Raw genomic sequence first — 17,085 nt, 5'->3', positions numbered from 1 at the left:
AGTCAGGTCCAGTGTACTTCCCCCTGCCCCGGCAGGGATTGTTGCGCCTCGTATGGGGTTTCATAGGACAGGCCATGGGCGTCGCAAAACCCCGTGACCCAAGCATCATCCATTAACAAAAAGCCAAGGACCGCACCTTGAAAATCAGGATCAGCGGCGCGGGTGCGCAGGTCTTCAACGCTCGCACCACTCGCGCCTAAGAACACATCCCGCAGGTCATCTTCTGCCACAACCCAAGCAAGTGCTTGTAATGCAATAATTTCCGCTTGCTCTTGCTTCATCCCGCTTCAATCCGATTCAAATTTTTCCAAGTTCAGAAAGGTTTCGTTAACACTATTAAGATTAACTGTCAGCAACACCGCTGCTCGCGTCGTGTTTGAAATCCTAGACCGTACCATATTTATGGAACCACCCGCAGGACTGCACTTATGCCTGGACGAATACTGCTTCTTGACCCACAGGTCACCAACCGGATGATGATGAAGTCCCAGCTGACACGGGATTTCTTTGACGTAGCGCTGGCATCGGACGGGACCGAGCTGGCACAAAGCCTTCGGTTCGCCCCGCCTGATCTGGTGATACTGTCTTACGCGGCCGAACGGATCGCCGGTTTCGCCAATATCAATCGCCTGACGCAGTCTCAGGATACGGCGCATATTCCGGTGATCTTCCTGCATGACAGCGCGGATACGACGGTTTGGGATGCGGCCCACGACTGTTTGGCGGATGATGTTATGGCCTATACCACGCAACGCTGGTTGATGGCGGCACGGATTAACATGTTGATCCGCGGTAAGGAAAAGCTCGATGCGTTGATGGCCCGCCAGTCTACGATCACCCAGATGGGATTTGCAGAGCCGTCGGTCTTTTATCCTCCACCATTTTCCAAAGCTGTCGCTCTCGATTTTTCATGTGCCCTTTCGATTTTCAACACCACTTTTCAGGAAAGTGTCGCAACCCTTCTAAGTCGTGATTTTCCTCTCCTTAAGATGTTTCGCACGCCACAAGACAGCGCAGAGCGCCCCCCTGCCGATATTTCACTGGTGGATGAAGCTAGTCTCGGGCGAACAGCAGCGTTTCAGACCATCTGCGATCTGCGCAAGCGTAATCCCGACAGGGAAACTCCGATCCTATATGCCTGCGACACCAGCAGCCCGAACGCAGCCCGATCCCTGGAATTGGGTGCGCAGGAATTCATTTCCGCCAGCGCAAGCCCGTCCCGTTTTGCCACAACCTTGCGCCGGATGATCTGGCAGAAACAAATGTCCTACCGGACCGAACGGGCCGTGGCGAACCATCTGAAATCTGCCCTCACCGATCCGTTAACCGGCCTCTACAACAGGCGCTACGGGTTGCAATATCTTGACCAGCAGCTTGCCCGCCCGCAAACCTCGGTCACGGCGATGATATTGGACCTTGATCGTTTCAAAAGCGTTAACGATTCCTATGGTCATCTTACAGGGGATCGTGTGTTAAAAGAGGCCGCCAAACGCCTGTTGCGCAACATTCGTGGTGCCGATCTGCTGTGTCGCTACGGGGGGGAAGAGTTTTTAGTGATTCTAAGGGACACCCCGCTTGAGACCCTGCAAGAGATCGCCGACCGCCTGCGCCGTGCCATCTGCCACAGTCCGTTTCTCGACGAAAGCGGCAACCGGATTACTGTGTCTGCCAGTATCGGGGTCAGTACCAGTGCGGGGTTTGGGGGCGGCGAAGCGATGGAAGTGCTCGAATTTGCCGATCGTGCGCTGTATCGCGCAAAAGATTCAGGGCGCAACCGCGTAATATTCGGGGATCAGGCCGCCTGACCCAGCCCCGAACCAATGGGAAAATTAGCGGCTTTTCTTACGCTTGCGCCGTTTTTCCTGTTCTTGTCGCACCCGTTCCACATAGGCGTCATGCTCTTGCGGGGTCATATCTGCGACAGCTTTGACCAATGCGTCCTGCAACCGTTCTGCGTGTCTAAGCGAGATACTGTGATGCGCTTGGATTGCAGCACGGGCCGTTTCTTCCGAAAATGGTTGCGCCAGCAAGGCGCGGCCCAGCGCATCCTTTGAAGCTCTAAACGCCTTCATGGTTTCTGTACGATCCTCGGGGCGCAATCCGGAAGCGGCGCGCACCATATCCTGTTCGGCTTCGGGTAAGGATTTGATAAATACCCCCAATCCCATGCCCGCCCGCCCGAGCGGAGGGCCGTCAAAGCGGGCAAAAGCCCCCACCACCAGCCCGACCACCAGCAGGTTCAGGGCAAGCGAACCAATCAGGGCGATTTTGCCCCAATTGCGGGTTTTCTTGATCTCGGTCGTTTGTGTCATTCTGTTCACCCTTCCAGATCTGCGACGGTTTCGTCCAGAAGTCCCAAGTAGCTAAAGTCCAGTTCCGCTGTTTGTTCGTTCAAGGAGGGCAGATAGCTGCGGACCGTATCGGGGGCTGTGGCCCCATAAAGCACACCAATGCAGATTGATGCTGTCAGCGCCGACGCACCGGCCCAGCCGCCCAATACTGCAAAAATTCGTGTCAGGATACTTTGTGTCGTTCGTGCAGGCGTGGGCACAGGTTTTGCGTCAGGTACGGTTTGGAAACCGGACTGAACTTGCGACGCATCGGCCAGTATCCGTGCCATCAGGTCTGAACCGGGCACAGGCTCTTGCGCCTTTGCGGCATCAAAGAACATATCCAACATCTCTTCGTCCTGGCCTTTATCTGAATGTGCCATCTATGTATCCAATCCCAGTTCCATTCTCTGCGCCTCCAGCGCCTGTGCCAGCCCGCGTTTCCCCCGCGACAGCAGACTTTCCACCGCTTCGACAGAGATTTCCATTATTTCGGCCACTTCGGGGTTCGCCAACTCCTGAAGGAACCGCAAACTTACTGCTTTGCGCTGGCGCGTCGGCAAGGTTCGAAGTGCGGCTTGCAAAGCATCTGCCCGATCCCGCGCGATCAGATCCGCCTCAATAGAGGGGGTGTCATCTTTGGGTTCGGGAACATTATCAATGTCCTCCGTCGCCCGTTTGCCCGCATGTTTACGCAACCTGTCTGTGCAAAGATTACTGGCCACGCGGTAGAGCCAGGTCGAAACCTTTGCCTCCCCCTGTCGCCAGTCCGGAGCAATCTTCCACAAGCGCATCAAGGCTTCCTGCGCCACATCCTCCGCTTCTGCCTGATCGCCCAGCATCCGCAAGGCAAGCGCAAGCACCCGTCCGGTGTGGCGGTAAGCCAGCACAGAAGCCGCCTGCCCGTCACCATTGGCAAACAGAACCATAAGCGCGTCGTCGTTGATATCGTCGTTGGTATCAAGTGGCATCATCGTGCACGGGCATACCCTTTATCGCTGCAATGGCACAATGCCCGGACCAAAGGCCCGGACATTGCGTTGGTGTGGCTTATTCGCCGCGACCGTGCTTTTTACCGTGACCGGCTTCTGCTTCGGCTTTGGAGATTTTGCCGTCGCCATCTGTGTCCAGATGCTTGATCATACGGTCAGCCATTTTGGTGCCCAGCTCGTCACGGGTGATTTTGCCATCTTTGTTGGCATCCATCTTTGCCATCATGCGATCACCGCGGTGGGCTTTGCGCCCGTCTCTCTTGCCGTGATGCATTTGGGCGGCTTCAAACTCTTCTTTTGACAAAGAGCCGTTGTTGTCCGTGTCCAGCTTGTCGAACATCTGGCCGCGATCAGCGCGTTTTTCGCCCCAGTCCTTACGACCTTCTTTGCCTTCCTTTTTGTCCTTACCGGATTCGGTACGTTCGGCCTTCATCTCGGCGCGCATCGCTTTGCGGTGTGCTTGGGCTTCTTCCTTGGTAACAGCGCCGTCTTTATCGGCGTCCATTGCATCAAAGCGGGCGTCGCGGGCTGCGATCAATTCCGCCCTGTCAACGAACCCGTCGCTGTTTAGATCCAGCCTCTCAAACTGCATGCCGCCGCGGGGTTTCGCCATAGTCGGTGTTGTTGCCGAAAGCGCGATCATCAAGGCTGTAGCGCCCATGAGGCCAAATCTTACAGAATTTTTCATCGTGTTTTCCTTCGTTAAGTTTTCAGTGTGACCGTGTTGTGTCGGGTTTGATACGCACAGACGCCGCCGGTTCCGTCGCAATATTCTAAAAAATATCTCGCACCCGAAATTTGCGACATCCCGCCGCAAGACAGCTTGTCCCAGTTCTTTTTGGAAATGATGGCTCTAAATTGACCGTATGGAAAATTATGATCATAGTATTGATCCAAAGGTATCCGATGGAAAACAACGACCACATCATTGACCCGAACGTAGCAGAGCGCGAGGCAAAGCCTGCCATGTTGCGCGGGTGGCGGCGCAAATGCCCCAACTGCGGCACCGGTCCGTTGTTGAAGGGCTATCTGACTGTGCGTGACACCTGCGAGGTCTGCTCTGAGGAGCTGTACCACCACCGTGCAGATGACGGACCAGCCTATGTCACCATCCTGATTTGCGGCCACTTGCTTGCCCCTTTGATAATGTTTGTGTTTGAAACCTTCCGCCCCAATGCGCTGGTGCTGACGGTCGGCTTCATGGTCGCGTTTGTAGCCTTGGCCCTTTATATGCTGCCGCGGATCAAAGGCGTTTTTGTTGGATTGCAATGGGCAAAGCGGATGCACGGTTTTGGCCGCGACGTTGCGCCAGTCGCGGCGGAATAGCTGGACAAGGCCGCGGGCTGGGGATTTATATGTGCGCAAGCAATTAAGGCAGGCGCAGAACATGAATGACATTCCCATCAAGAACGCAGCAACGGTAATTCTGGTGCGCGACAGCGACGAGGGACCGCAGGTTCTGATGGGGCAGCGGGGCAAAGCCGCTGTGTTCATGCCCAATAAATTCGTTTTTCCAGGTGGTGCGGTTGATCCCACCGATGCCGAAGTCACCCTGTCCAATACAGCGCAAAACGCCTGTATGGAGCGTCTGAAGGTACAATCGGATCCGTCACTTGGTCCCTCCCTTCTGGCAGCTGCGATCCGCGAGATGTGGGAAGAAACCGGCCAGCGTATCGGCCAGTGCTCTGATAAGGCACCGGAAATGGCGCACACCCAACCGGACAACTGGCAAAGCTTTTTTCTGTCTGGCTGTCTGCCCGATCCGACCGGGCTAGAGTTCATTTTCCGCGCGATCACGCCTCCGGGCCGCCCCCGCCGCTTTGATGCGCGCTTTTTTCTGGGCCGCGCAGAGCTTATTCAGGACGATCCGGACGATTTTGGCCGTGCGCAGGATGAATTATCCCATCTGCAATGGATTCCACTTGCCAAGTCGCGGGATTTCGATCTTCCTTTCATCACCGAAGTGGTGCTGGCAGAGGTGCAGAACCGACTGAACCAGCCCGACGGAGAGCATCCGGTGCCTTTCTTCAGCCATGACGGGGAACGCTCTCAGTTTCTGAAACTATAGCCTCACACGATAAGTCCACTTTACCGCGCGCCTAAGTCCAGCTAAGCATGCGTTATGGCCCTATCCGAAGACCTTTTCTTTCTCGACCCTGCCTTTGAAGGCAGTTTGCAAAGCCAGATCCGGCAGATCGTGGCTTCGGCCATCCTGTCGCGCCGTTTCCTGCCGGGCGAACGCCTGCCGTCGTCCCGCAAACTGGCCAAGCATCTGGGTATTTCGAGGATCACCGTCACACTGTCCTATCAGGAACTTGTTGCGGACGGGTATCTTGCGACACGGTCCCGATCGGGGTATTTTGTGGCTGATGATGCGCCGACCTCTACCTTTGACGGCACGACCGCGGATCGCACCGACAAGGTCGACTGGTCCACCGCCCTGCAACGCCGCTACACTGGCGCACCGATGGTGGCCAAAAGTTTCAACTGGCAGTCTTACCCCTACCCGTTCATTTACGGTCAGGCCGACCCGCAATTGTTCAGCCATTCCAACTGGCGGCTGTGTGCTCATCAGGCTTTGGGCAAGAAAGAGTTCGACAGCCTGACATCGGACTACGCCGAAGAAGACGACGCCCAACTGATTGATTTCATTGCGCGTCATACCCTCACAAGGCGCGGGATTCAAGCGAACCGAGACCAGATATTGCTAACGGTGGGCGCGCAAAATGCTTTGTGGATGGTCGGCCAATTGCTGCTAGGCAAGGGGCGTAAGGCTGCCTTTGAAAACCCCGGTTATCCGGGCGTGCGGGATATTTTGCGCCACACGGATTGCGCGCTGGCGCCTGTAGATATTGATGAAAACGGTATGATCCCCGATCTCGTTCCCCTCGATACAGACGTTGTTTTCACCACGCCGAGCCATCACGCCCCGACCGCAGCCACCATGCCAATGGCCCGTCGTCACGCACTGCTGGAGCTGGCCAGCGCGCAGGATATGATCGTGGTAGAGGACGACTATGAATTTGAGATGTCCTTCCTGAATGCCCCTTCCCCAGCACTTAAGTCGCTCGATACCGAGGGGCGGGTGATTTATGTGGGCAGCTTCTCAAAGTCCCTGTTTCCGGGGTTGCGTCTCGGGTATCTGGTGGGCTCTGAACCCCTGATCCGGCAAGCCCGCGCCCTGCGCACCACCGTTCTGCGGCATCCCCCCGGCCATATGCAGCGCACCACGGCCAATTTCCTTGCGCTTGGACACTACGATGCGCTGATCCGGCGCATGAAGGACGCCTATTTTGAGCGGCGCCAAGTCATGGCCAAAGCGCTGGAAGAACACGAGCTGACAGTCGCTGGCAGTGCCTCTTTTGGTGGTTCATCGTTCTGGATGCGCGCGCCCGATCACGTAGATACCATTGATCTGGCCCGCTCTCTGAAGGCTGAAGGCGTGTTGATAGAGCCCGGCGCACCTTTTTTTGAAGGCCCGGACGGCCCGAGAAACCACTACCGGCTGGCCTATTCCTCAATCGACAGCCGCATGATCCCAAAAGGGATTTCCATCATTTCGAAAACAATAAGAAACTTCTAGGTAGTTTTGCCCAGTTTTGAGACACTTCACTTATTGGAATCATCCAATAGGCCAACTGGCGCTATCCTAATTTAGGAAATTTCGACCACCTGTCAGCAGTTCTGTCTGCGCTGATACGCGGTTGAGCCGAAAACTAACGGAGCGGGATCTCTATGAAGGTTCCGCCACTCAGGGAGACTATCTATGAAATTCACTAAAACTTTGACTGCGATGGCTGTTGCACTGGCCGCCACATCAGGTTCCGCAGCTTATGCGCTGGACGAACTGGTTGTTGCCTATTTTCTGGAATGGCCGACGCCGAACCAGTTCGCACAGCACAACAAGCTTTACTCTGAAAAAATGGGCATTCCTGTTAAATGGGTGGCATTTGATGCCGGCACCGCCATGTCCGCTGCAATGGCTTCGGGCGATGTTCATATTTCCTATTCCCAAGGCGTGACACCGTTTCTGGTTGCCACTGCTGCCGGTCAGGACCTGCAAGCAGTTGATATTGCTGTGTCCTATTCTGACAACGACAACTGCGTTGTGCGTTCCGAGCTGGAAATCACTAAGGACAACGCCGCTGAAGAGCTGAAAGGCAAAAAAGTTGCCGTTCCGCTGGGCACAGCCGCGCATTCCGGTTTTCTTGCACAGATCAAATATCTGGGCATTGCCGAATCCGACCTGACCATCGTCGATATGGCCCCGTCTGATTCCGCTGCAGCCTTCAGCCAACCAAACACCGATCTGGCAATGGCCTGTGGCTGGGGTGGTTCCTTACGGGCGATGAAAGAATACGGCAACACCATCATTTCCGGCGCTGAAAAAGAGAAAGTTGTCGGCAAAGTCTTTGACCTGACATCAATCCCGACTGCTTTTGGCGAAGAAAATCCGGACATTCTGGCACAATTTCTGGCCATCACTGCGGAAATGAACGCAAAATACGCCGATGACCGCGCACCGATGATGGAAGCGATCCAGAAAGAGGCCGGTATGGACATGGAAGGCACAACAGCCGTCATTGACGTCTTCGCCTTCCCGACCATCGATGAGCAACTGTCCGAAGAATGGATGGGCGGCTTTGTCACCGAATACCTGACAGACTCCGCAGCTGCGCTGGAAGAAGGCGGGAAAATCAAAGCGTTAAGCGACTACTCCGCTGTTGTGAACACCAGCTATCTGGAAGCAGCCAAAAAGATGATGATGAAATAATTGAAGATTTCGTCAATTAGATGGTAAAAGGAACCGCGGCACCTGTTTCAAGCCGCGGTTCTATTCCGCTACCCACATCTCTGTTCACGAATGGAATTTAAATGACAGGTCTGGTCATCGACGACGTTTCTATGACCTTTGAATTGCCCAACGGCGGCAATGTCGAAGCGCTTAAGAACATCAATTTACAGATTAACGAAGGCGAACTTCTCTCTGTGCTCGGGCCTTCGGGCTGTGGCAAAACCACCCTCCTCAACATCCTTGCAGGTTTTCTAGCCCCCACAGATGGCACAATGTCCATGAACGGGCACGCAATCACCGGCCCCCACAGCGAAAGAGGCATGGTGTTCCAGCAAGGTGCGCTGTTTGAATGGATGAATGTTGCCAAAAACATCGGCTTCGGACCAAAGATGAAAGGCACGCCGCAGGCAGAGATCGACGCCAAAGTGACCGAATTGCTCGGCATTGTCGGTTTGCAGGATTTTGCAGAAAAGATGATCTACGAGATGTCCGGCGGCATGCAACAACGCGTGGCCCTTGCCCGTTGCCTTGCTAATGATCCCGATATTATCCTTATGGATGAACCCCTTGGCGCGCTTGATGCGCTGACACGGGAGAAGATGCAAAGCCTTGTTCTGGATATCTGGAAGAAGACCGGCAAGACCATTATCCTGATCACCCACTCCGTTGAAGAAGCCCTGCTGCTGGGCGAACGCCTGCTGGTTATGGCGCCGCGTCCGGGACGGGTTCATAAGGAATACAACCTGCCCTTCGCTGAAATGGGCGTTGGTGCCGACCTGCGAGAGGTCAAACGCCATCCTGATTTCGGACCGAAACGGGATGAGATCCTGTCCATGATTTGGGACATGGAAGAAGAAATCATGGGCCGGACGGAGTCTGCATAATGCTACAGGAAGTTTTTGACGTTATCGTAACGACCCTGCGCATGGTGGTGGGGATCACTATCATCATGGCAGTGTTCCTTCTGGTCAGCATGGGCTTATCCTATCTTCACGGGCTCTATGCACGCGGCCGTGGCGCGGCCAAGGGCTATACCAGCCTGAAAACCGTGACCTTCGGGGATGAAAGCGCTGTCACCGCAAACAGATTCGCGTCTGTCGCAGCGATTGTGACGATCTTTCTGTTGTGGTGCATCGCCACCGGATCGTCGCTGATCCCGACCGTCCTGCCCCCTCCCTTTGTGGGCGAGACCGAGTTTGAATACACCGCCCGCAACGCACAGGGTGACACTGATACAGCGACTGTCTTTGTGCAGGTCTACGGATCGGATGCGGAACGCCCCGACAAACCTGAATCAATGCCTCTCGGCGAAGGGTTTGCCAAGAACGACTACGTTCAGATCGTGGAACGCCGCACCAAGGTTCTAAAGGCGCAGAACAATGATGAAGGTGGCAAAGAAGACGGTTACGAAGTCATCGAAATCAACGGCACCCCCGTGACCCGCGAAGAGACAGTACCCTTTGGCAAGGGTGAGATCTACATGACCAAACAGGGATCGCTGTCCGTGCGCCCTTCCACCGGATTAACCATGGAGGCACTTTACCTGCCGCCGCCGGAAAAGGTTTGGTCGTCGTTCATCACGCTTAACAAAGAGGGCTATCAGGGCGTTGGTCTTTGGGAGAACGTGTTCTGGTCACTGATCCGCGTTGTGATTGGTTTCTCGCTTGGCTGTCTTTTCGGCATCCCGCTCGGCTTTGCTATGGGGCTGAATTCATGGCTGCGCGGCTGGTTTGATCCAATCGTGGAGTTCATGCGTCCGGTGCCTCCGCTTGCACTGATCCCGCTGGTTATTATCTGGTTCGGTATCGGTGAACAGGGTAAAATCTCTCTGCTGTTCCTCGCCGCGCTTTGGATTATGACCATCGCCGCCCGCGCGGGTGTGTCTGGGGTGAACATCTCCAAGGTTCATGCCGCCTATTCCCTTGGTGCAACGCGCCGACAGTTGTTGAGCAAGGTGATCCTGCCCAACTCCCTGCCTGAAATCTTTACCGGCGCACGGGTTGCGATGGGGGTTTGTTGGGGTACGGTTGTTGCTGCTGAACTGGTTGCCGCTGAAAAAGGCGCCGGTAAGATGATCATCGCTGCATCGAAGTTCTCGCTGACGGATATCGTGATTATCGGCATCATTATCATCGGTGTGATCGGGTATGGCATCGACGTTCTGATGCGCATGGCAGAGAATAAACTGGTGCCGTGGAAGGGTCGCGGGTAACCCCGACGCCTGATTGCAAGACTTTGAAAGGCCCCGGAAATCGGGGCCTTTCGCATTTTGGCCCTATCCGCGCGAACATCTGGCCCTAAGCAATTTTCCGTTTATAACTGATATAGTTACCCCAAGCTCCGAGGAAACCGATGACCCGCAAACGTTCAGCATTTCTGTCCAGCACAGCGCCCGATTGTCCCCCGACCCTGATCGCACAAGCCGCACAAGGCACCCCGCCCCGCGTGGCAATCGCCCGGGCCGGTGCGCCCCTGCCGATGCAAGCCGCGAAAGAGGCAACAGAGGCCGGCATCATGACGCCGGTCTTCGTCGGAGAAGCTGATGCCATTCGCGCAGAGGCCGAAACACTCGGCTGGGACATCTCGGGGTATGCTCTACACGACACCAGCGGAGAGTCCGAGGCGGCGACCCTAGCGGCTTCGCTCTGCGGGTCAGGTCAGGCAGATGTTCTGATGAAGGGGCATCTTCATACGGATCAGTTTATGAAAGGTGTGCTGGCACGGGACAACGGGCTGCGCACCACGGATCGTCTGGTGCATGTGTTTCACATCACCCCACCCAACCATGACACACCGCTGCTGATTTCAGACGCCGCAGTGAATGTGACACCGGATTTAAAAACTCGCCAGTCGGCTGTTCATGCCGTGGTAAAACTTGCCCGTGCGCGCGGCATAGAGCGGCCAAAGGTGGCGTTCCTTTCGGCCACCGAAAGCGCCATTCCCTCTGTGCCCTCATCTATGGAAGCGGCTGAGCTTTGCGATTGGGCCAGAGAGGAAATCAGCGGCGCGGATTTTTCGGGCCCGCTGGCGCTGGATCTTGTGCTCTCCCCTCAAGCTGCTGAAATCAAAGGACTGGACGACGATCCCGTGGCGGGTCAGGCGGATTGCCTTGTGGTGCCCGATATTGTTTCCGGCAACGCAATTTTCAAATCGCTGGTCTATTTGTCCGGTGGCTGCGCTGCGGGGGTCGTTATGGGCGCCAAAGTGCCTGTACTGCTGACATCCCGCGCCGATCCGCCTGCCGCTCGACTGGCTTCTGCCGCGCTGGCGGCCATTCTGACCCGCACCTGACGAAACAAAATTCCAAATAACCGGTGGAACTTTAGGACAATAGTCCGGATAACACTTGGAACGGAGAACAAAATGAACAAACACATCCAACCCGATCTGGATACCTCCCCCAAGGTTTCTGACGAAATCCGCAAAACCACCTGTTACATGTGCGCCTGTCGCTGCGGCATCAATGTGCATATGCAGGACGGCAAGGTGAAATACATCGAGGGCAACCGCGATCACCCGATCAACCGCGGTGTGCTTTGCGCCAAAGGCTCTGCGGGGATCATGCAGCATTATTCCCCTGCCCGCCTGAAAGCGCCGATGAAACGGGTCGGCCCCCGCGGTTCGGGCGAGTTTGAGGAAATCAGTTGGGACGAAGCCTTCCAGATCGCATCCGACTGGATGACCCCACTGCGGGAAAAACACCCTGAAAAGCTGGCGTTTTTCACCGGACGTGATCAGTCCCAATCCCTCACATCCTTTTGGGCGCAACAGTTCGGCACCCCGAATTACGCCGCCCACGGCGGGTTCTGCTCGGTAAATATGGCCGCCGCTGGCATCTACACCATGGGCGGTGCATTCTGGGAATTTGGCCAACCCGATTGGGAACGGGCCAAAATGTTCATGATCTTCGGCGTAGCCGAGGATCACGATTCCAACCCGATCAAACTGGGCCTCTCCCGCCTGAAGGAACGGGGCGCCAAAATTGTCGGCGTGAACCCTGTGCGTTCAGGCTATAACGCGATTGCGGATGAATGGGTTGGTATCACACCGGGCACGGACGGGTTGTTCATCCTGTCCCTGATCCGCGAATTGCTGGCCGCTGGTAAGGTGGATCTGGACTATTTGATCCGCTACACTAACGCGCCCTATCTGGTGAATTGCGACCCTGCATCGGACGATCACGGGCTGTTCTTTTATGATAACGACGGCAAACCGCAGGTGCTCGACCGTGCCACTGGCGAGCCATTGCCCTTTGACCAGCAAGGGGTGAAACCGGAACTCGCCACGGATTACACCCATAAAGGCACGCTTTATCGGCCCGCGTTCCAGTTGATGGCGGAAAAATATCTGGTGGATGATTACGCGCCGGAAAACGTATCGGAACGTACCGGCGTCAAACCCGAAACTATCCGGCGTCTGGCCGCCGAACTGGCCCGCACCGCATTTGACGAAGAAATCGTCATTAACCAACCGTGGACCGATTTCCGAGGCGAGAAACACGACAAGATGATCGGTCGCCCCGTGGCCTTCCACGCCATGCGCGGAATTTCAGCCCATTCCAACGGCTTCCAGACTTGCCGCGCCCTGCACGTGTTGCAAATCCTGCTAGGCAGTGTCGAGGTTCCGGGCGGCTTTCGCTTTAAACCACCCTACCCCAAACCCGTAACGGGCCACCCGCGCCCCCATGCCAAACCCGTGGCCAACAGCCCGCTGAACGGGCCGCATCTGGGCTTCCCGCAAGGCCCTGAAGACCTTGCGATCAAGGCAAATGGCACACCGGCGCGGATTGACAAAGCGTTTACGTGGGAAAACCCCATGTCGGCCCACGGTATGATGCACATGGTGATTTCTAACGCCCATGCCGGTGATCCCTACAAGATCGACACGCTGTTCATGTATATGGCGAACATGTCGTGGAATTCCTCCATGAACTCTCGTGGTGTGATGGATATGCTGACGGATAAGACCGAGGATGGTGAATACGTCATTCCACGGATTATTTATTCGGACGCCTATTCCTCTGAAATGGTGGCATTTTCCGATCTGATCCTGCCGGACACCACTTACCTTGAACGGCACGATTGTATTTCCCTGCTGGACCGCCCGATATCAGAGGCTGAAGCCATGTGCGACAGCATCCGCTGGCCCGTCGTGGAACCGGACCGCGATGTGCGCGGGTTCCAATCCGCCCTGATCCAGCTTGGCGCCAAGATGAAACTGCCCGGTTTTTTAAACGAGGACGGTTCCGCCAAATATCAGGATTACGCCGATTACATCGTTAACCATGAACGCCGCCCCGGTGTCGGACCGCTCGCAGGTTGGCGGGGAGAAGATGAAAAAGGCTCCGGTCGGGGTGCGCCAAATCCTGATCAAATCGACCGCTACATCGAAAACGGCGGCTTTTATATGGACCACATCCCCGAAGAGGCGCTGTTCTACAAGCCGTGGAACAAAGCCTATCAGGACTGGGCGGTGGAGCGGGGCATTTTTGACAAACCCTCCCCCTACACGTTCAACATCTATGTAGAGCAGATGCAGAAATTCCGTCTGGCAGCGGAAGGGAAAGGCGAATTGCAGCCACCCGATCATCTGCGCGAACAGTTGAAAATGGCGATGGACCCGCTGCCCACATGGTGGCAACCCTTTGAGGAAGCGCTGGTGGACGGGGAAGAATACCCCCTTCACGCGCTGACCCAACGCCCTGCGGCCATGTACCATTCATGGGGTTCGCAAAATGCGTGGCTACGTCAGATCCACGGCCACAACCCTCTGTATGTGTCCGGTGAAATCTGGGCCGAGCACGGGTTCGAAGAAGGCGATTGGGCCTATCTCAAATCTCATCACGGCGAAATTCAGGTGCCCGTGGTGCGTATGGATGCGCTGAACCCCAACACCGTCTGGACATGGAACGCCATTGGCAAACGCAAAGGTGCATGGGCGCTGGATGAAGATGCGCCTGAGACGAAAAAAGGGTTCTTGCTCAATCACTTGATCCACGAACTTCTACCACCTAAAGGCGATGGTCTGCGCTGGTCAAACTCTGATCCCGTGACAGGACAGGCCGCGTGGTATGACCTGCGCGTTAATATTCGCAAGGCCCCGACACCGGACAACCTGCAATCCGAACCAGAGGTTCCGGCGCAGAAATCTCCTGTGGGTCAAGGACCGAAAAACATCCGCTACGGGAAAGACTTCTGATGCGCACCCACGATGTCTCCGGCGGCGGTGGCTGCAAAATTCATGTGACGGACCAAGGGCCAGAGGACGCGCCCGCCCTGTTGTTCATCCACGGTTGGGCACAGCATAATGTCTGCTGGCAGGCCCAAGCACCCCTGGCTGAAAAATTCCGCGTTGTCGCGCTCGACCTGCGGGGGCACGGCGGATCGGATACGCCTTCAGCGGTCGAAGATTACACCGACGAAACGCTCTGGGCCAATGACATCTATGCGGTGATCACCGAACTTGGCCTCAAAAGCCCGATCCTGATCGGCTGGTCCTATGGTGCACGGGTGATCTCTTCGTATCTTGCCACATACGGGCAGTACGCTATTGGCGGCATCGTTCTTGTGGGGGGTATCATTGCCATCGGCAAACACCGAGAGCCGTGGATGATGGGGGACGGCAGCCCCGCGTTGAACCGTGATCTTTACACCTCCGATCAGAACCGCCTTATCCCCGCGACTGTTAAATTCGTCGAACAATGCACATTCAGACCGCTTGATCGGGCAAGTTATGCGACGCTGGTTGCGGCCAATATGCTGGTGCCCGCGATGGTGCGCCGCGCTCTATTTGCGGGCGATTGGGACTGCCGGCCAAGCTGGCAGGCCTTTACAAAACCCTCGCTCGTGATTCACGGCGAAGAGGACGACATCGTTTTGCCCGCCGTTGGGGAAGCCGCGGTTGAGGCACTGCCAAACTGCACCCAAACATTTTATGCCGAAACCGGACACGCGCCCTTTGCCGAACATCCGGCCCGTTTCAACGACGAGATTGCCGCCTTTGCAGCAAACGCCCTTGGAGTTTCACAATGACCACCCTACCCCAATCCACCCACAAGAAACTGGGCCTTGCCATTGATCTGGACATTTGCGTTGGCTGCCATGCCTGCGTGATCAACTGCAAGGAATGGAACACCTCCAACTATGGTGCGCCCCTGTCAGATCAGGATGCCTATGGCGCAGAGCCGGTCGGAACATTTCTGAACCGCATTCATACGTTTGAGGTAAAAGCCGCCGACAAGCCGGCCCAAACCGTTCACTTTCCTAAATCCTGCCTGCACTGCGATGATGCGCCTTGTGTCACTGTTTGCCCAACCGGTGCGAGTTACAAGCGCGTGGACGACGGGATCGTTCTGGTGAACGAGTCCGACTGCATCGGCTGTGGCCTGTGTGCCTGGGCCTGCCCGTACGGCGCGCGGGAGTTGGATGCCGCTGAAGGGGTAATGAAGAAATGCACCCTTTGTGTCGACCGCATCTATAACGAAAACCTGCCCGAAGTGGACCGCGAACCGGCCTGCGTGCGTACATGCCCCGCAAACGCCCGTCACTTTGGCGATTTTGCCGATCCCGACAGCAACGTATCCCGCATGTCCGCAGAACGGGGCGCAGTTCCCTTGTTCCCCGAACAGGGCACCAATCCTGTGAACCGCTACCTGCCGCCCCGTCCGAAGGCAGATATCCAGACAGACGGAGACATCGATATTCTCGCACCATTCCTTGATACCGGAAGTGCCGGAAAATCCGGTTCTTCCACAGGATCCACTTCGACTTCTGCCAAGGGCCTTTTGGGCTGGCTCGACAAAGCACTGGAGGCTATCTGATGCATCCCGCACCATCCGTTATTGTCTTCACCGCGCTTTCAGGGCTTGGCTTTGGATTGCTCGCCTTTTTGGGGGTAAACGTCCCCGACGTAACCGGCATGACCGCCTTCATCTTCTTCTTCATCGCCTATGCACTGGCCGTAGGCGGGTTGATCGCGTCCACCTTCCACCTTGGAAATCCGCAACGCGCACTCAAAGCATTCACCCAGTGGCGCACCAGCTGGCTCTCCCGTGAAGGCGTGTTCGCGGTTCTGTCGCTATGCGTCATGGGCATCTATGCCGCCTGTCTGATTTTTCTGGACCTCCGCTTGCCTGTTGTCGGGATCATCGGTTCGATTCTCAGCCTGATATCGGTATATTGCACCTCAATGATTTACGGACAGTTAAAGACGGTGCCCCGCTGGAACCAGCCGCTCACGCCTGTTCTGTTTCTGGTCTACGCCCTTACTGGCGGCGCGCTGCTGTCCGGTCAGGTTTATCTCGCCGCTGGTCTGATGGTGATCCTTGCAATCCTGCAATACGCACACTGGACCATCGGCGATGGCCGTCTGAAGGCCGCTGGTGGTACCATTGAGGCTGCGACAGGGCTTGGCCATCTTGGCAAGGTCCGCCTGTTGGAAAGCCCGCACAGCGGCACCAATTATCTGCTGCGCGAGATGGCCCATGAAGTCGGGCGTAAACATGCGTTGAAGCTGCGTGTGATCGCGCTGTTGTGCCTTGGCGTCCTGCCCTGCGCCCTGCTACTGCTGACCGCCCCCGGCCACCTGAGCGCCCTTCTCGCCATCGTCCTGCATCTGGTGGGGGTCTTTGCCGCCCGCTGGCTGTTCTTCGCCGAGGCAGAGCATGTACAAGCGCTCTATTACGACCGTCACAGAGCCGCCTGAACCACACCTACAGCGGCGCGAAACACCGGCCCGGAGGCGAACGTCGCCCCGGGCCTTTTCTTTGCCCACAGCGCCGCTGGCCGCGTGCTATGCCGCTGCCACAGCGGAATGCAATCCGATCGCTATCAGGCATAAAAAAACGCTCCCAGGAGGCAATGTCCGGGAGCGTCTTTTTTCGTCAGTATCGCAGGGGATGCACGGGACGAGCGTGCTGCCTTAGCGATGCGCGTTGTGGCAATGTGGCCGCTGTCAGTGAAACGGGGCC

Annotated in this window: 17 protein-coding genes; 12 read left to right on the top strand and 5 right to left on the bottom strand. The window is 56.3% G+C overall.

From position 1 onward, the window contains the following. Nucleotides 1-2: 2 nt before the first annotated feature. On the bottom strand, nucleotides 3-281 hold the full coding sequence (locus IEX10_RS02905) for a DUF3572 domain-containing protein (RefSeq protein WP_188670734.1): 279 nt from the start codon (nucleotides 279-281) through the stop codon (nucleotides 3-5). A 147-nt stretch (nucleotides 282-428) separates the two neighbouring features. On the opposite strand from IEX10_RS02905, the gene IEX10_RS02900 reads away from it, so the two are divergent. Continuing rightward, complete coding sequence (locus IEX10_RS02900) at nucleotides 429-1,805, top strand: diguanylate cyclase (protein WP_188670732.1); 1,377 nt, start codon at nucleotides 429-431, stop codon at nucleotides 1,803-1,805. A 24-nt stretch (nucleotides 1,806-1,829) separates the two neighbouring features. On the opposite strand, the gene IEX10_RS02895 is transcribed toward IEX10_RS02900, so the two are convergent. From IEX10_RS02895 to IEX10_RS02880, 4 genes are all read right to left on the bottom strand, one after another. Then, complete coding sequence (locus IEX10_RS02895; RefSeq protein WP_188670730.1) at nucleotides 1,830-2,312, bottom strand: periplasmic heavy metal sensor; 483 nt, start codon at nucleotides 2,310-2,312, stop codon at nucleotides 1,830-1,832. A 5-nt stretch (nucleotides 2,313-2,317) separates the two neighbouring features. Continuing rightward, complete coding sequence (locus IEX10_RS02890; RefSeq protein WP_188670728.1) at nucleotides 2,318-2,713, bottom strand: hypothetical protein; 396 nt, start codon at nucleotides 2,711-2,713, stop codon at nucleotides 2,318-2,320. Beyond that, nucleotides 2,714-3,304, bottom strand: coding sequence for an RNA polymerase sigma factor (locus IEX10_RS02885; RefSeq protein ID WP_188670726.1), 591 nt, complete (start codon nucleotides 3,302-3,304; stop codon nucleotides 2,714-2,716). A 76-nt stretch (nucleotides 3,305-3,380) separates the two neighbouring features. Next, a complete protein-coding gene (locus IEX10_RS02880; RefSeq protein WP_188670724.1) occupies nucleotides 3,381-4,010 on the bottom strand; it encodes an EF-hand domain-containing protein in 630 nt (209 codons plus the stop codon). Nucleotides 4,011-4,228: 218 nt separating this feature from the next. On the opposite strand from IEX10_RS02880, the gene IEX10_RS02875 reads away from it, so the two are divergent. The 11 genes from IEX10_RS02875 to IEX10_RS02825 all read left to right on the top strand — a co-directional run bounded on the left by IEX10_RS02875 (nucleotide 4,229) and on the right by IEX10_RS02825 (nucleotide 16,820). Next, a complete protein-coding gene (locus IEX10_RS02875) occupies nucleotides 4,229-4,648 on the top strand; it encodes a DUF983 domain-containing protein (protein WP_188671600.1) in 420 nt (139 codons plus the stop codon). Between the two features lie 61 nt (nucleotides 4,649-4,709). Then, nucleotides 4,710-5,390 carry an NUDIX hydrolase gene (locus IEX10_RS02870; protein WP_188670722.1) on the top strand — a complete coding sequence of 227 codons (681 nt, stop codon included), beginning with the start codon at nucleotides 4,710-4,712 and terminating at the stop codon, nucleotides 5,388-5,390. A gap of 54 nt (nucleotides 5,391-5,444) precedes the next feature. Then, complete coding sequence (pdxR, locus tag IEX10_RS02865) at nucleotides 5,445-6,905, top strand: MocR-like pyridoxine biosynthesis transcription factor PdxR (protein WP_188670720.1); 1,461 nt, start codon at nucleotides 5,445-5,447, stop codon at nucleotides 6,903-6,905. Nucleotides 6,906-7,088: 183 nt separating this feature from the next. Further along, nucleotides 7,089-8,096 (top strand): taurine ABC transporter substrate-binding protein, encoded by a 1,008-nt coding sequence (locus IEX10_RS02860; protein WP_188670718.1) that lies wholly within the window; start codon nucleotides 7,089-7,091, stop codon nucleotides 8,094-8,096. A gap of 101 nt (nucleotides 8,097-8,197) precedes the next feature. Further along, nucleotides 8,198-9,001: a taurine ABC transporter ATP-binding protein gene (locus tag IEX10_RS02855; RefSeq protein WP_188670717.1), complete on the top strand. Its 804-nt coding sequence runs from the start codon at nucleotides 8,198-8,200 to the stop codon at nucleotides 8,999-9,001. Beyond that, a complete protein-coding gene (locus tag IEX10_RS02850) occupies nucleotides 9,001-10,329 on the top strand; it encodes an ABC transporter permease (RefSeq protein WP_188670715.1) in 1,329 nt (442 codons plus the stop codon). Before IEX10_RS02855 ends, IEX10_RS02850 begins: the two co-directional genes overlap by 1 nt. A 140-nt stretch (nucleotides 10,330-10,469) precedes the next feature. Further along, complete coding sequence (locus tag IEX10_RS02845) at nucleotides 10,470-11,408, top strand: bifunctional enoyl-CoA hydratase/phosphate acetyltransferase (protein ID WP_188670713.1); 939 nt, start codon at nucleotides 10,470-10,472, stop codon at nucleotides 11,406-11,408. A gap of 72 nt (nucleotides 11,409-11,480) precedes the next feature. Beyond that, on the top strand, nucleotides 11,481-14,315 hold the full coding sequence (locus tag IEX10_RS02840; protein WP_188670711.1) for a molybdopterin oxidoreductase family protein: 2,835 nt from the start codon (nucleotides 11,481-11,483) through the stop codon (nucleotides 14,313-14,315). After that, complete coding sequence (locus tag IEX10_RS02835) at nucleotides 14,315-15,148, top strand: alpha/beta fold hydrolase (protein ID WP_188670709.1); 834 nt, start codon at nucleotides 14,315-14,317, stop codon at nucleotides 15,146-15,148. Before IEX10_RS02840 ends, IEX10_RS02835 begins: the two co-directional genes overlap by 1 nt. Beyond that, nucleotides 15,145-15,936 carry a 4Fe-4S dicluster domain-containing protein gene (locus IEX10_RS02830; protein ID WP_188670706.1) on the top strand — a complete coding sequence of 264 codons (792 nt, stop codon included), beginning with the start codon at nucleotides 15,145-15,147 and terminating at the stop codon, nucleotides 15,934-15,936. Before IEX10_RS02835 ends, IEX10_RS02830 begins: the two co-directional genes overlap by 4 nt. Continuing rightward, on the top strand, nucleotides 15,936-16,820 hold the full coding sequence (locus tag IEX10_RS02825; protein ID WP_188670704.1) for a dimethyl sulfoxide reductase anchor subunit family protein: 885 nt from the start codon (nucleotides 15,936-15,938) through the stop codon (nucleotides 16,818-16,820). The genes IEX10_RS02830 and IEX10_RS02825 overlap by 1 nt, the downstream gene beginning before the upstream one ends. Nucleotides 16,821-17,085 lie beyond the last annotated feature (265 nt).

The sequence above is a fragment of the Neptunicoccus cionae genome, from assembly GCF_014643735.1.
Lineage (GTDB): Bacteria > Pseudomonadota > Alphaproteobacteria > Rhodobacterales > Rhodobacteraceae > Amylibacter > Amylibacter cionae.
The sequence above is the reverse complement of the archived record's forward strand: the minus strand, read 5'-3'. Positions and strand labels throughout refer to the sequence as shown.